The 14,329-nt window shown below is 42.6% G+C and carries 12 protein-coding genes and 4 pseudogenes; 12 read left to right on the forward strand and 4 right to left on the reverse strand.

Going from position 1 to position 14,329, the window contains the following annotated elements; genetic code table 11:
* Positions 1–135: 135 nt before the first annotated feature.
* From VOR_RS0103925 to VOR_RS0103935, 3 genes are all read right to left on the reverse strand, one after another.
* Positions 136–2,046: a sensor domain-containing diguanylate cyclase gene (locus VOR_RS0103925; RefSeq protein ID WP_010318428.1), complete on the reverse strand. Its 1,911-nt coding sequence runs from the start codon at positions 2,044–2,046 to the stop codon at positions 136–138.
* Between the two features lie 171 nt (positions 2,047–2,217).
* On the reverse strand, positions 2,218–2,742 hold the full coding sequence (locus VOR_RS0103930) for a hypothetical protein (protein WP_010318429.1): 525 nt from the start codon (positions 2,740–2,742) through the stop codon (positions 2,218–2,220).
* A gap of 136 nt (positions 2,743–2,878) precedes the next feature.
* Positions 2,879–3,250, reverse strand: a complete 372-nt coding sequence (locus VOR_RS0103935) for a YgiW/YdeI family stress tolerance OB fold protein (RefSeq protein WP_010318430.1) — start codon at positions 3,248–3,250, stop codon at positions 2,879–2,881.
* 157 nt (positions 3,251–3,407) lie between these two features.
* Between VOR_RS0103935 and VOR_RS0103940 the strand changes: the two genes are divergently transcribed.
* The 4 genes from VOR_RS0103940 to modC are packed head-to-tail and all read left to right on the forward strand — an operon-like array spanning position 3,408 to position 7,443.
* Entirely contained in the window at positions 3,408–4,883 is a 1,476-nt protein-coding gene (locus VOR_RS0103940; RefSeq protein ID WP_029626887.1) for a cobyric acid synthase, read from the forward strand.
* A 1-nt stretch (position 4,884) separates the two neighbouring features.
* Positions 4,885–5,658, forward strand: a complete 774-nt coding sequence (modA, locus tag VOR_RS0103945; protein ID WP_010318432.1) for a molybdate ABC transporter substrate-binding protein — start codon at positions 4,885–4,887, stop codon at positions 5,656–5,658.
* Positions 5,648–6,337 carry a molybdate ABC transporter permease subunit gene (modB, locus tag VOR_RS0103950; protein ID WP_010318433.1) on the forward strand — a complete coding sequence of 230 codons (690 nt, stop codon included), beginning with the start codon at positions 5,648–5,650 and terminating at the stop codon, positions 6,335–6,337. The genes modA and modB overlap by 11 nt, the downstream gene beginning before the upstream one ends.
* Positions 6,337–7,443, forward strand: a complete 1,107-nt coding sequence (gene modC, locus VOR_RS0103955; protein WP_010318434.1) for a molybdenum ABC transporter ATP-binding protein ModC — start codon at positions 6,337–6,339, stop codon at positions 7,441–7,443. The genes modB and modC overlap by 1 nt, the downstream gene beginning before the upstream one ends.
* 117 nt (positions 7,444–7,560) lie before the next feature.
* Here the strand turns inward: modC and VOR_RS0103960 are convergent, their stop codons facing one another.
* A complete protein-coding gene (locus VOR_RS0103960) occupies positions 7,561–7,998 on the reverse strand; it encodes a DUF3069 domain-containing protein (protein WP_010318435.1) in 438 nt (145 codons plus the stop codon).
* Positions 7,999–8,137: 139 nt separating this feature from the next.
* Here VOR_RS0103960 and VOR_RS0103965 point away from each other — a divergent pair, with 139 nt between their 5' ends.
* From VOR_RS0103965 to VOR_RS18660, 8 genes and pseudogenes are all read left to right on the forward strand, one after another.
* The gene (locus VOR_RS0103965) at positions 8,138–9,112 is read left to right on the forward strand and encodes a diguanylate cyclase domain-containing protein (RefSeq protein ID WP_010318436.1); all 975 of its coding nucleotides are present in this window, start codon (positions 8,138–8,140) and stop codon (positions 9,110–9,112) included.
* A gap of 214 nt (positions 9,113–9,326) precedes the next feature.
* Positions 9,327–9,575 (forward strand): annotated as a pseudogene (locus VOR_RS19205) (Hpt domain-containing protein); the annotation flags it as partial.
* Positions 9,576–9,623: 48 nt separating this feature from the next.
* Positions 9,624–10,775: an HDOD domain-containing protein gene (locus VOR_RS0103975; protein WP_029626890.1), complete on the forward strand. Its 1,152-nt coding sequence runs from the start codon at positions 9,624–9,626 to the stop codon at positions 10,773–10,775.
* A 38-nt stretch (positions 10,776–10,813) separates the two neighbouring features.
* Positions 10,814–10,997, forward strand: a pseudogene (locus VOR_RS16725) (response regulator); the annotation flags it as partial.
* Positions 10,979–11,147, forward strand: a pseudogene (locus VOR_RS18240) (chemotaxis protein CheC); the annotation flags it as partial. The pseudogenes VOR_RS16725 and VOR_RS18240, both read left to right, overlap by 19 nt.
* 42 nt (positions 11,148–11,189) lie before the next feature.
* Entirely contained in the window at positions 11,190–12,497 is a 1,308-nt protein-coding gene (locus tag VOR_RS0103985; protein ID WP_010318439.1) for a sensor histidine kinase, read from the forward strand.
* Between the two features lie 41 nt (positions 12,498–12,538).
* Positions 12,539–13,858 carry a sensor histidine kinase gene (locus tag VOR_RS0103990; protein ID WP_010318440.1) on the forward strand — a complete coding sequence of 440 codons (1,320 nt, stop codon included), beginning with the start codon at positions 12,539–12,541 and terminating at the stop codon, positions 13,856–13,858.
* A gap of 317 nt (positions 13,859–14,175) precedes the next feature.
* A pseudogene (locus VOR_RS18660) lies at positions 14,176–14,329 on the forward strand (two-component system response regulator); the annotation flags it as partial.

The raw sequence follows: 14,329 nt of genomic DNA on the forward strand, positions 1-14,329 counted from the left end.
CCATCTTAGAGAGTAGTACAAGTTTTAAGCCAAAAGTAAAAATGATAGCGAACAATATGTTACAAACTGAGTTTGTGATGATTGCACGAAAATAAACCCGTTTTATTCCTCAATGCACTTAAAGGGGGCTAGTCGTTAAGCCAATTCTTCGATCTCGACACTGGTTAATACGGAGATAAGATTACGTCCCGATGCCTTTGACTCATACAATGCAATGTCAGCACGTTTATACACCTCTTCTGGTTTTTCTGTAATGTCGGTAATGTCACCGCTGATCGACACTTGTAAGCGGTGATTTAAGTGAACGGCTACTCGTAAACGGTGCATGACTAATTCCGCTTCTGCCAGAGGCGTATGAGGCATAATGATGGCAAATTCCTCGCCACCGATACGAGCTAAAAAGTCCGTTTCTCTTAAGTGCTCACTTAATTGTGTTGCGACAGAACGAATGATCTTATCGCCTTCTGCGTGGCCTAATTTATCGTTAATGCGTTTAAAATGGTCGATATCGATAATGGCTAGGCACGACTGCACTTGAGCTTGGTAACGTTTTACGCGTAAGCATTCTGAACGCATTTCTTGATCAAATTTTCTGCGGTTCCAAATGTTGGTGAGCGCATCTTTCTCGCTGAGTTCACGCAGGCGATTTTCTAGCTCTTTGCGATGGCTAATATCAACAAATGAGGCCACATAAAACTGAATAATTCCGTTTGAATCGCGGATGGTTTGAATTCGCAAAATCTCGGTTTGCATAGAACCATCTTTGCGTTTATTAATCACTTCTCCTTCCCATAACCCTTCGTCTTGTAGCACTTTCCACATATTCATGTAAAAAGCTTGATTGTGTTTGCCGGAGGAAAAAACGGAAGGTTGTTGACCTCTCACTTCGGCTAAGGTGTAGCCGCTGATCCGGGTAAACTCATTATTCACTTTGATAATGCGGTTATTGCGATCGGTAATCACCATGGCGGACATACCATTCATTGCCGCTCTAGCCAGTTTGCTCTCAATGCTGTTTTTATCGTGATTTGCGTTCCAACGAATAAAACCAGCGGCAATCGTCATTACTAATAGCGCGATGCCAACCGCTTGAAAGCTAATTTTTAGCTCTGTGGCTGAAAGCAATTGATTGAGCGCATCACCATTTAATGACTGAATTAGGTAAATTGGCTCCATTTCAGGGAAAATGGATTTAAAAGGAACTTGAGTAAAACTATACCAGCGGTTGTTATCCCATGCTGTGCCAGAAGCTTGCTCTTGCATACTTTTCCATAGCAAAGGGGTGACACTGTTCATATTCAGCATGTGGTATTTCGGCGGGTTTTCTTGCTGAGATAACATCTCATTTTCAGGATGAATATACTGACCCTTGAAACTGATGATGTCTGGGCGGCTCAGTGAGTTTAAACTCTGGTTAAATTTTTTGTACGACTGGGTTAAGTTAAGAGTTGCGACAAGATAGCCCTGTATTTTCCCATCAAAATCTATTGGTGCAATAATCCTAAATGCTGTAGTTATCGGGGAAGCAGTACCATAATTTTCTTCTTCTCTTTCATTATCAACACCGAAGATCTGAATTTGGTTGGGGGATAGGTTTTGCGCACTATGAAAATAGTCTCGGTGTAATTTGTTTTTTAGTTGAGATCTTGGTACGACTTCTGTTGATTCATTACTCTGATTCACGCGAATTAATTCGTTACCCTCCATATCAAAAAGCCTGAGCTGAGAATAAAGGGGTTGAATACGAGCCGCTAATAGCCAAAATTCCTGAACCGCTTCGATATTTGCTGTGGAGGGAAGACGTAATGCGCTGTACAACATAGTGTTGTTTGACAATATTTGAGTGGAATTGTAAACGTCATTAAACACAGTAAGCAGTTCGAGCTTATTGTATTCGAGTTGAGAATGGCTTTTTTGCTCAATAAGTTGCATCACTTGTTGGTGGGCTTGGTCAAATTCTTTTACGAAATAAAGAAAGGGCACAACCCCAAGCACGATGCTTAAAAAAAACCATTGAGCTAGGTATTTATAGACAGAGTGAAACATATCAGCACACATAAGTTATTAAGTGCATAGTATATCGCTGAAATATGAGAATTCGCTTCTAAATAGTTGATATCGTGGGGCGTGTCAAAGTTTGTAGGGCAATTCATATTGTAAGAAAAAGCGCGTAGTATTCTAAAAACCATCTCGCGCTTCTTAGTTCAATAACTGGTTTTAGAACTGGAAACGGACACTCATGGCAATTTGTGGCCCGTAAACTCCATTATTTTTAGTTTCTGCACCTAGCGATAATTGTTCGGTAGAGTGAAAACGTAATCCAGCGCAAAATACCGAGTGTTCATCATTCTTACCCATCTTTATATGGGCTTCAATTTGGCTCGATAACCAGATTCGGCTACCGATATTAAATTCCATTTGGGTTTCGTTCTTGCCACCCTGTTCATCGGTAGGTCTAATGTGGTGAACAAGCATTTGTCCGTAGGCATCAGCAAATTGGTTTATTGGACCGTTAAAGCCAATTCCGCCAGCGGCATCCCAATCACCGTCAAACCTTGAATCATAACGAGCGATCAGGTGTGTATTATCGGTTAAATATGTACTAAATTCTGCGCCTGAAGATTCAGGGCTGATAGCGGTTCTGACTTCAAAGAAATTGTAGTTAAAATTGTTAGCTTGCGCAGAGAAAGAAAGAACACATGACAAACCGACTAGGCCTAGTGAGTACGCTTTTTTATACATGTACGCTTCGTCCTGAAAAGATGAAAATTAAGCTGAATAAGATACAGCAATGGCCTGCAAATTACAGGCCATTTTCACAAAAAAATCCATCTTATTTTTTGTGTTTTACCATCAAGAGGGCAATAAACAGTAGTGACTATAGAACTTGGATCTGATCCACTTCAATTTCAGGTGTCAGTCCTCCTTCATATTCGCCATAAAGGCGAACCTTAGTCTCTGCATTGAGTGGCGCTGTGAAGTGGATATCATCATCCAGTTCTACTTGAATCTCACCATTGCTATCACTGAATACGAATGTGTCTTTTCTGATTTGACGAATCAACTTTCCTTCAACCACAACGTGCTTTTCTGTAAACATATTGGTGTCTTTTAGCAACGATTCCACAGACGTAAGTTCGATAGGACCATTGTAATTGATGGTATTACTGTTTTGGTTATGGTTACCTGCAAAAGCGAAAACAGGAGCAATAATCATCGAAGCTGCGATGGCTAGTGTTGTACGTTTCATTTTTAATTCCTCTATGGGTTTGTTGTTTTGATGAAGCAATTTAAACACTAAGATGTTGAACACACTCTGAGTAGAACATTAATATTCCATTCATTTTATTGAGTGAGGTGTGGCTGTGACGGTATGATTAGCAGCAAACGCCTATCGTAGAGTTAATATGGAATCAACATTAAGGTCATTGATGGTGCAGGGCACCACTTCCGATGCTGGAAAAAGTGTGCTGGTTGCAGGCTTATGCCGAGTGTTAGCACGTCGAGGAATAAAAGTAGCCCCTTTTAAGCCGCAAAACATGGCCCTCAATAGTGCGGTGACGGCCGATGGTGGCGAAATCGGGAGAGCGCAAGCTGTTCAGGCGCAAGCGTGTGGCGTTGAGCCATCGGTACACATGAACCCTGTATTACTCAAGCCAAATTCAGACACGGGTGCGCAGGTTATCCTGCAAGGCAGAGCGCTCTCTAATATGGAAGCAACGGGTTATCACGATTATAAGAAAGTCGCGATGAATACTGTGCTTGATTCCTACGCTCGGTTACAAGCCGAGTATCAAAGTGTCATGATTGAAGGGGCGGGAAGCCCGGCTGAAATCAACCTACGCGAAAACGACATTGCTAACATGGGGTTTGCTGAATCGGCCGATGTACCTGTGATTATCATTGCCGATATTGATAGAGGCGGTGTATTTGCTCATCTGTATGGCACGTTAGCACTGCTTTCTGAATCGGAACAGCTGCGTGTAAAAGGGTTTGTGATTAACCGCTTTCGAGGTGATATTGCGTTACTGCAATCTGGCCTTGATTGGTTAGAAGCCAAAACGGGTAAACCTGTCATTGGTGTGCTGCCTTATTTACATGGCTTTGATTTAGAAGCTGAAGATGCGATCACTCAAGCGCAAACTCTCAGCAGCAACAGTAAATTGAATATTGTGGTGCCAGTGTTAACTCGCATTAGTAACCATACTGATTTTGATGCGTTGCGTTTAAATCCTGATGTTGATTTACGTTATGTGGGAAAGGGGGAACGGATCGAAAATGCAGATCTGATTTTACTTCCGGGCAGTAAATCTGTAAGGGACGATCTTGCGTATCTTCGCTCGCAGGGTTGGGATCAGGATATTAAACGTCATCTGCGTTTTGGTGGCAAAGTGATGGGCATTTGTGGTGGTTACCAAATGTTAGGTCGGGTAATTCGCGATCCGCTCGGCGTTGAAGGTGAAGCAGGCGAAAGTGAAGGGCTGGGGTTGTTGAACGTCAGTACAGAACTGACCGCTGAAAAAACGCTCAGGAATGTTCAAGGCGAGCTTATTTTACCGCAAGGTAAAGCGAAGGTCTCAGGCTACGAGATCCACGTTGGACGCACAACGCTTGATGATGCATCATCCTCAGCAATCATCACGTTAGACAATGGCAACCATGACGGCTTATTAAGTGATTGCCAACAAGTATTAGGGACTTACATGCACGGAATTTTTGATAGTTTTCCTGCAACTGAGCTTATCTGTCGTTGGGCTGGCGCTGCTGATGTTAGTTATTACGATCATGTGGCGCAAAAAGAACAAGCCATTAACCGCATTGCGGATGCGATTGAAGAGCGTTTGAACTTGGCCTTATTATGGCCAGAATTAACGGAGCGTTAACATGAGAAAAATACTGCTCTCTATCGTCGCCATGCTGTGCTGCACGGCGGTTTATGCACAAGAGAAAATCACTGTTTATGCAGCGTCATCCATGACGAATGCGGTTAATGAATTGATTGCGGCTTACCAGCCGAAACAACCGTTAGATATTGTGCCCGTTTATGCGGGTTCATCCGCGCTTGCTCGTCAAATAGAGCAAGGTGCACCCGCGGATATTTTCATTTCAGCCAATGATGACTGGGTTACTCATTTGCTTAACAAGAACATTGTGACGAGCGATAAGGTCACATTGTTGGCTGGAAATCAACTGGTGCTTATCGCCCCTCAATCGTCGAAGCTAAATTCGCTGATGGTAAATGATGTTGCGGCATGGCTTGACGCCTTGCACGGCTCACGTTTAGCGATAGGTAACACAACGGCGGTGCCTGTGGGAATGTATGCCAAAAAAGCACTAGAAAAGTTAAAAGTGTGGTCGTCGCTCGCCCCTATGCTGGCTCAAACCAATAACGTACGTTTAGCGCTTGCGCTAGTCGAACGTCAAGAAGCCGCACTTGGTATTGTATATAAGACGGACGCATTGATGAGCAATAAGGTCAAAGTGGTGCACGAATTTGATTCAAGCCTACACAGCGCCATCCATTATCCTTTAGTGCAGCTAACTGATCGTGATACGGTGAATCAATTCATGCTTTTTTTACGCAGTGATCGAGCAAAAAATATCTTACAGAACTACGGTTTTAGCGTGATGACAGGAACGGATTCCTTTGCTTTCTGAGTATGAATGGGTTGCACTGCAACTGAGCTTAAAAGTCGCGATTTATACCGTGCTTTGGCTTTTACCGCTGGGAATGTTTTTTGCGTGGCTACTCGCCAGAAAGCAGTTTTGGGGTAAAAGTATACTAGATAGCCTAGTGCATTTGCCGCTCGTTTTACCGCCAGTGGTCGTGGGGTATCTTCTGTTGATCACCATGGGTAAACAAGGCGTAATTGGGCAGTGGTTTGATAATATGTTTGGCTTGCGTTTCAGCTTCAGTTGGCGTGGAGCCGTGTTGGCGTGTGTCATCATCGCACTGCCCTTGATGGTTCGTGCGATTCGTTTAAGCCTTGAAAGCGTCGATCCTAAGTTAGAGCAAGCGGCTCGAACCTTAGGCGCTTCACCACTCAAAGTTTTTTTGACCATTACATTACCCTTAACGATACCCGGGCTGATCACTGGCGCGATGCTCTCTTTTGCTCGCAGCCTAGGTGAGTTTGGAGCCACCATTAGCTTTGTGTCCAATATTCCCGGTGAAACACAAACGCTTCCCCTTGCGATGTATAACTTTTTAGAAACGCCAGGAGCCGAAATGGAAGCGATGCGTTTGTGTATTATCTCCATCGCGATTGCCTTAGCTTCGTTATTCATTTCTGAAGTGATTAGTCGCCGAATGACGCGGCGCTTAGGGACTCAATGATGAGTGGGTTAAAGATTAAATTTGAAAAACAGTTAGGTGATATCAAGCTTAATGCGGATTTGGTTTTACCAAGCCGTGGTATTTGTGCGGTTTTCGGGCGTTCAGGGGCGGGGAAAACCTCCTTCATCAATATTATCAGTGGATTGGTGAAGCCTGAACTTGGTGAAATCGAGATCAATGGCCGCATCCTATTTAGTCAACAAAAAAAGATTAACTTGCCTGTTGAGAAGCGCAATGTTGGTTACGTTTTTCAAGATGCTCGATTGTTTCCACATTACACCGTTCATGGCAATTTAAACTATGGTGTCAAAAAAAAAGATGCCGACCACTTCGCCGCTATCGTAAAATTATTGGCTTTAGCGCCATTACTTACACGTTATCCGCATGATTTATCGGGTGGAGAGAAACAGCGAGTAGCGATTGGCCGAGCCTTACTATCCAAGCCAGATATTTTATTGATGGATGAGCCGTTGGCATCGCTCGATATGCCGCGCAAACGTGAAGTGATGCCTTTTTTGGAAGAGCTGGCTCATAGCGTACATATTCCAATTCTCTATGTGACGCACAGCATGAATGAAATTTTGCGTCTGGCTAATCATTTAGTTGTGTTAGAACAGGGCGCTGTGCTGATAAGCGGTGAGCTAGAGCAAGTGTGGTCTTCAAATTATATGCGTCCTTGGCAATCATTTGCCGACCAAAGTAGTCTGTTTTCTGCCCATATCTGCCAGCACAATAAGGAATATGGGCTCACCCAAGTCTCGCTTGCAGATGATGTCAAGCTGTGGGTGCAGTATGTAGAAGGTGAGTTAGGTTCCGCACTGAGATTACAGATCCGCGCTAATGATGTGTCGGTGGCTCTCGATAAACCAAGTCGTACGTCAATCCGTAATATTCTGGCTGCGCAGATTTGCCAACTTGAAAAGCAGCCTCAAGGTACTGATAAACAGAGCGTGGGGGTAAAACTCAAGCTAGGTAAAGGGTGTTACCTGTGGGCTACGGTGACCAAATGGTCAGCCGATGAGCTGCAACTGGATGTTGGTGATTCGCTGTATGTGCAAGTTAAAGGTGTGAGTGTGTCACAGCGTGATATTGTCTTAACACATTAATACTTTTCATTATGAATGCATTGATTCAATAACTTAAGCCTCTCTTATGCCGAGTTCAGGTTCAATAGAAAAAGCCGTCATATAAAATTGACGGCTTTATGCTTCATGGCGTGCGTTTTATTTTGTAAACACGTCTTTAAAATCGCGTTTTAGAATCGGGTCGCGGCGCGCTTTTTTGATCTGTTTAACCATATATTTCACACAGTTATGCAGCACTTGATCAAGAAGCTCTGCTCGGTACTCTTCTTTATCTTGGTCTGTCATCTCTTTCGGTAAATTCAATGTTGGGAACTCCTCCATGACATTGACACCAGCAAAAGCTTGGCTGACAGAGATCAACGCATGAAACTGTTCAAAATTATCCAACACATTTTGCGCACTGGCTGGTAGAGAGTTCCAAGACTCGCGTACCGCTTCTTCAGAGACTTCATGTATAGACACGACCATGTAGTGCATCTCTTGTGGCACTTGATCAAATTCGATCACTTGACGCAATTCTGGTGAAATGGCCTCTAAGTCCACTACAGGTTGTTCGGTTTGCTTTACTTCAGACATGAAGATATCTCTTTAGGGGGAAAAGTTACATGCTAAAAATTTATAGCGAAAAGTCAATATTGCGCGCAAAATTAAACAAAGAAAGTGAATAAATCTATGTTATACCTAAGCATATGGTTGAAATTTAAAGGGGTTACAGATGGTAAGTTCGGACTCTTCTATGAGGATCTTACTGGTTGATGACGTGCAATTGGATCGCATGCAACTCACCATTCGTCTTAAACAGCTCGGTCATCACGTGGAATCGGTTGCCAGTGGACAAGCGGCACTGGATATTTATCGAAAATTTGATCCAGAATTGATTTTGATGGATATTTCGATGCCCGGAATGAATGGTTTTGAATTGTCGAAAAAAATACGTTTACAACACCATGAATGGGTGCCGATTATCTTTTTAAGTGGACATGATGAACCATCGATGATTGCTAAAGCGATAGAAGCAGGTGGGGATGACTACTTAACCAAGCCAGTTGATAAGCTTGTGCTTAATTCCAAATTACTCGCGATGCAGCGTATTGCCAGCATGCGTCGAGAGCTGAAGCGAGCGACAGTCAAATTGGAAGAACTCAATCGAGTTTTGCATCAACAAGCGAATGAAGATGGTTTAACGCAGCTCTTCAATCGCCGATTTATGGACGATAAACTTAAAGAGATGATCAGCTGGCATGGCCGCCACGTATTTCCAATGAGCCTCATTTTGTTGGATGTAGACTACTTCAAATTATTTAATGATAACTATGGCCACATCGAAGGAGACTGTTGTCTGACTACGATTGCTCAAACAGTAAATCAGTTATTTGTACGTACGGGGGAGTATGTAGGCCGCTACGGTGGCGAGGAATTTCTAGTACTATTGGGCAATACTAATTATGAACAAGCACTGGTTGCCGCTGAGCGAATTCAGCAAGCGATGAAGAAAGCACAATATCCCCATCAATACAGTGAAATTGCCGAGTATGTCACTTTATCTCAAGGAGTGATCTCGTTAATACCGAGTGGTACGGAGTCTATCACTAATATTTATAGCCTAGCCGATGAAGCCTTGTACCAAGCGAAGCACCAAGGCAGGAATTGCTTTATTTCTTACGATGTTACTAAAAAAGCGTTAGATTAAGCCACATCACAATTCTGCAGATTCTTCTTCTCAACACACTTCTAAACCATTGCTGAATAAAAACATCGACTACACTTGTTCTAAGGCTTTGGTTTACAAGCGTTGATGCTTTGTTTTAGTCGTTCACAAACTGATGGACTTAGTTATGGTAGCTTTGACGTACTTTTCACCAGAGAAAATAGCAGAAATGGTGGGTAAAGAGAATGTTGATGAGATGTTGACTGGCTACCACTTAAGTTTATCTGAAGCCATCATGAATCTTCAGTCGGCCTTTGAGAGTCAAGAGGCCAATACCATCAATCATATTGCGCATATCATGAAGTCTTCTTCTCGATTTGTGGGCGCAGAAGAGCTCGGTAACGCATTTCAGAATTTGGAGTTGGCAACACAAAATGATGTGAGCTTATCTACGCAAACCGAAATGCTGTTTTGTTCGATTACGGAGCAGAGCAAATTGCTTGAAGATGAAATCAGCCAGTATTTGAATCAATCCAACGGAATTGGGGATGGAATGGAACGCAATGCACTGAAAGTAATATGCGTCGATGATGATGAGTTTATGCTCAAAGCGATAGGGCGGTTAATCAGACGCTTAAGGCCAGATTGGCAATTGATGCTAGTGTCTGATCCTTTAGCATGGAAAGAGGAGTGGCATAAAGTTCATGATGAATTACCTGCCATCATTATCTCTGATCTACTGATGCCCAAATTGCGAGGTGATGAGCTTCTTGAAGAGTTTAGAAATCGCTACCCGCAAGTGGTTAGAGTGCTGCTTACAGGGGATACCACCAATAAGTTACCTCAAAAAGCCCATGCTTATTCGCATTTTGTAATCCCTAAACCGTTTACTGAGGATGATTTTGAACGGTTATTTGTGTGCACAGAACGATTGTATCAGATGCCTTTCAATGATGAATGCCGTACCAAGCTTGGCGGGTTTGCGGATCTACCCGTGTTACCCACATCAGTGCGCCGCTTGCAACAAACGATCGCGTCTCCTACTTGTGATATTACCGCAATCGCTGACACCATTAGCCATGAACCTGCGTTAGTAGCCCGTGTTTTTCAAATCGCTAATTCGTCTTATTTTGGTTTTCGGCGACACACAGAATCATTGTCTGAAGCGGTAGGGCGGTTAGGTGCGACTTTGATAGAAACGATCGCCGTATCACTGCTTTGTCATCATACTCATCACTATGTATCAAGACACGAGCATCAGAAAGTAGCCGAGCAAGCTTTAAGAGTGAGCTGTATTGCACAACTTTTAGCCAAACAATTCGAGTGTTCTCGGCTTGATCAAGATCGCGTATTTGTCGCTAGCTTACTGACTTCTATAGGAACACTGATTTTATTAGAAGAGGGAGCTGCGTTAGATGCTGTGGACAGCTTTATCGGTTTACAAAATGGTTACGCTGACTCACACATTATTGCCGCTTATGTGCTAATTATCTGGGGATATGATATCGAGATCGGCGATATTATTTTAAATCAAGGCAAATCGGATTTTCCTGAGGATAAGTTGCTCTTACTGGGCAGTATTGTGGGTTTAGCAACACGTATTGAGATAAGTAGCAATGATGTTGATTATCAGGCCATTATGGATAGCGTACCTGACGTTGTGGCGGCTGTGTTGAATGAGCTAAAACCTATGTTTATCGAGTAATCAATGATTACTCTGAGACGTGATAGAAGGGAATAGACATGGTGATTAAGGTCACAATAGCCGACGACATCAAAAATGTCGAGAAAAGCGGTAATCAGGGCAATGCCTGAAGAGTGGGATATCGAGATCAACGAAGCTCAAAATGGCAAAGAAGCGTTAGTCCATTACCAAAATGGTTGTGCCGAAATGATGTTTTTAGACTTAATTACGAAGCCGATTATGACTACACACGCCAATTGTTTTTTTGGTGATATGGATGGCGAACTTGTGACCTTGATGAGTCGCTGTGGGTGTGAGCTGATAGTCAACGATTTACAGCAATCGACAGGTGATACGCAACATGTCGTGAGTCTGGAGGATAGTACATTGGATAAGGTACTCACTCATCTGGATGAGTTGATGTAGGAGTCTGCAATGGGAAAAAGTCGCTTACTGCTTTCAGATTTGCTTGATCAATTCTCTTTTGCTCTGTGTATAGTGCGGCAGGATTATGTCATTGTGAAGGCCAATGACTATTTCCAATCTCGAGTCATTTTTGATGGTGATGTGATGCAGGGAAAGAACATCCTCGAACTGTTCCCCCATTCTGCTGACTACTTGAAACGGAAAATTGATACTGCCTTAGTGATTGAAACATCAAGCTTTAGCCGTTGGGAGCAGAAGCCTCATCTGCTGCCTTTTAAAGGCTCTCGCCCGTTATCGGGTGAGGAAGATCAGATGTACCAAGACTTAGAAATCATCCCGATTCACAGTGATGATGGTGTTATTGAACATGTCTGTATCTGTGTTTACGACGTGACAATACAAGCGAGCCAACAGCAAGAACTCAAGCGCATTTCTCACCAATTAGAGCAAGAGCATCAAGCGCAAAAAGTGTTGATTAAAAAACTGGAAGACGCCCAAGGGCAACTCCGCCAATCCGAGAAAATGGCCTCTATTGGTCTGCTTTCTGCAGGCATTGCTCATGAGATAAATAACCCTGTTGGTTTTATTACGTCAAATATTCAAACGCTTAGTGACTATTTTCAAACGCTGGCCGCCGTGTTAGAAGAGATCAAAAAACAAGTGTCACAGGCCAATGATACTGCGTTAGTGACAAGTTGTGAGGCCTTATTAAAGGAGAAGCAGATAGATTTTATTTTAGAAGATACTGCAGATTTGATCTCCGAATCTTTAGAAGGATCATCGCGCGTAATGGCGATTGTCAAAAATTTAAAAGAGTTTTCGCACGTTGATGGTTCAGAGTGGAGTTATGCCAATCTAGAAAGTTGCATCGAATCAACACTCAAAATTATTAATAACGAGATTAAATACAACATTACGCTAGAAAAAATTTATCAAGAAAACGTGCCTGATGTGTATTGTCAGCCCATGCAGATCAACCAAGTTCTATTGAACATTTTAGTGAACGCCAGTCAGGCGATCCATGGGGAGGGTACTATCACTATTTCATTGTCTAAATGCAATGATAAGCAGGTTGAAGTGCGTATCAAAGATACTGGAAGTGGCATCCCCGATGCGATTAAAGACCGTATCTTTGAACCTTTTTTTACCACAAAAGCGGTAGGATCCGGTACTGGATTAGGGTTGTCAGTTTCGTACGGGATCATCAATAGCCATAAAGGGAACATCGCAGTACATAGTGAAGTGAATCAAGGAACAGAATTCATTATTACTCTGCCAGTTAACCCAATAGAAGTGGCTACATCAATAACGGAATAGTGATTATTGTCAGTTAATTATGGGGTGTACATGTGGGCAGGATGCAGCATTTGGACGAAAACAAACCTTTTCTTGATCAAAAAAATGGTGTGGAGTCATCCTTTCATCACATCATGTTGTCTTTGCTTGAGGTGCTTTTTTCTACCCAGTCTCAAGATGACAAATTAGATGAGATGATCGAGCTTATTCAGCAACTTTTCCCAAATACTCATGTTGCTCTTTTTTTCTACTATTCAGAGCGAAAGCTACGTGTTTTACGAGCTAGCATGCCCTTGAGCGATGATGTTTTGCAAAATCTCTACCCAGTCATCTCCGACGATGAGTTTTGCTACTTTTCTAAATTTTCGAATCACCAAGGTGAAGCATTTAGCCTCTATCAACAAGATTTCCCCGAATGGGAAAGTGGTGTGACATTCACCGTTTCCTCTCCAACGCGTCGTTATAGCTTATTCATCGCTCGCACCCAGTGTGATGCGTTTGACGAAAAAGAATTAGAAATCATTCAAGAAGGAATGCTTTTAGCCAAAATGGCTTTAAAGCTACTGACCTCAGTGCAAGGAAACGGTAATCATCAACGTAATTTGCAAGATGAGAAGTTGGCTTCTCTAGGAAAGTTAGCGGCAGGGGTTGCACACGAAATCAATAATCCTTTAGGTTTTGTAATGAGCAATTTCAGTACATTAAGTGCTTACCTTACACAAATTAAGGCACACCCACTGATACTTCAAATGAAAGACAGTGAATTAGGCGAGATGCTTGATGACAGTGAGTCAATCATTGTTGAAAGCCTAGAGGGGCTCTCTCGGATTAAAAATATCGTCGCGAGCTTGAATGTCTATTATCACGTTCCTGGGTTATCGGTCGGTATGGTTGATCTAAGGGACGTTGTGAGCTCAGCAATCAATATGGTTTTGAGTGAAATGAAGCTGAAAGATCGCTTGAATTATGAGACACCTAAAATCCCTTTCTATGTGTTAGGACAAACCCATAAACTGCAACAAGTACTGATCAATTTATTAGTTAATGCATTGCAATCATTCCCTTCACCCGAGGGAGAGGTGGACGTTGTATTGATGATTGAAGATAGCCGACTAATCAAGAATAAGCCCAATATCTGCCTATCAGTGTGTGATAGCGGTAAGGGAATTAGCGCGGAAGATTTAATGTGTGTTTTTGACCCCTTTTTTACGACTAAACGTGTCGGTGATGGTGCGGGGCTTGGATTATCTGTAGCGAAAGAGATCATTGAAGAACACCTCGGAAAAATTGATATTCAGTCGACCGTAGGTAAAGGAACTTGTGTTTACCTTCGTTTTCCTCTCTATGTGACTTCTCATCATTCGATGAAAGAACTGGGGTAGTTGTATGTTTCGATATAAAAAAATTTGCTGGTTGATGATGAGTCAGCAGTGCTTAAAGCGTTAACTCGCTAATTTAAGCCACATTTTGCTGTGATTCATTGTGCAAATAACGTAACTGAAGCACTGAAAATGTTAGAACAACACCCGTTCGAAACTGGAAAGATGTTTATCAATGGGCAATTTTATAAATTGTTGACTAAGCTGACTGATAGATTAAAAACCTTAGGCGGCTCTATTATTCAGGGGGGAGTTGGTGAGTCAGGCCTTATCACCAGATGACGTGGTCAGTTATTTGTCGAGAGTGGAGAGGTAATACTATGGATACGATTGCGCAACCCGTTACAAAAAGTAACAACAAACTAACCCTTCTCTTGCTTGATGACGAAAGTGACATTCTTAAAGCTCTCAATCGTGTTCTGCGTTTGGATTATGACGTGGTCACCTTTAACGCTGGTCAAGAAGCTTTGGACT

It is taken from the genome of Vibrio ordalii ATCC 33509 (genome assembly GCA_000257205.1).
Taxonomy (GTDB): domain Bacteria; phylum Pseudomonadota; class Gammaproteobacteria; order Enterobacterales; family Vibrionaceae; genus Vibrio; species Vibrio ordalii.

Bases quoted from the DNA above. Each gene is read 5' to 3' on its own strand.
- VOR_RS0103925 (WP_010318428.1), bottom strand. From the start codon at position 2,046: ATGTTTCACTCTGTCTATAAATACCTAGCTCAATGGTTTTTTTTAAGC.
- VOR_RS0103930 (WP_010318429.1), bottom strand. From the start codon at position 2,742: ATGTATAAAAAAGCGTACTCACTAGGCCTAGTCGGTTTGTCATGTGTT.
- VOR_RS0103935 (WP_010318430.1), bottom strand. From the start codon at position 3,250: ATGAAACGTACAACACTAGCCATCGCAGCTTCGATGATTATTGCTCCT.
- VOR_RS0103940 (WP_029626887.1), top strand. From the start codon at position 3,408: ATGGAATCAACATTAAGGTCATTGATGGTGCAGGGCACCACTTCCGAT.
- modA (WP_010318432.1), top strand. From the start codon at position 4,885: ATGAGAAAAATACTGCTCTCTATCGTCGCCATGCTGTGCTGCACGGCG.
- modC (WP_010318434.1), top strand. From the start codon at position 6,337: ATGAGTGGGTTAAAGATTAAATTTGAAAAACAGTTAGGTGATATCAAG.
- VOR_RS0103960 (WP_010318435.1), bottom strand. From the start codon at position 7,998: ATGTCTGAAGTAAAGCAAACCGAACAACCTGTAGTGGACTTAGAGGCC.
- VOR_RS0103965 (WP_010318436.1), top strand. From the start codon at position 8,138: ATGGTAAGTTCGGACTCTTCTATGAGGATCTTACTGGTTGATGACGTG.
- VOR_RS0103975 (WP_029626890.1), top strand. From the start codon at position 9,624: ATGGAACGCAATGCACTGAAAGTAATATGCGTCGATGATGATGAGTTT.
- VOR_RS0103985 (WP_010318439.1), top strand. From the start codon at position 11,190: ATGGGAAAAAGTCGCTTACTGCTTTCAGATTTGCTTGATCAATTCTCT.
- VOR_RS0103990 (WP_010318440.1), top strand. From the start codon at position 12,539: ATGCAGCATTTGGACGAAAACAAACCTTTTCTTGATCAAAAAAATGGT.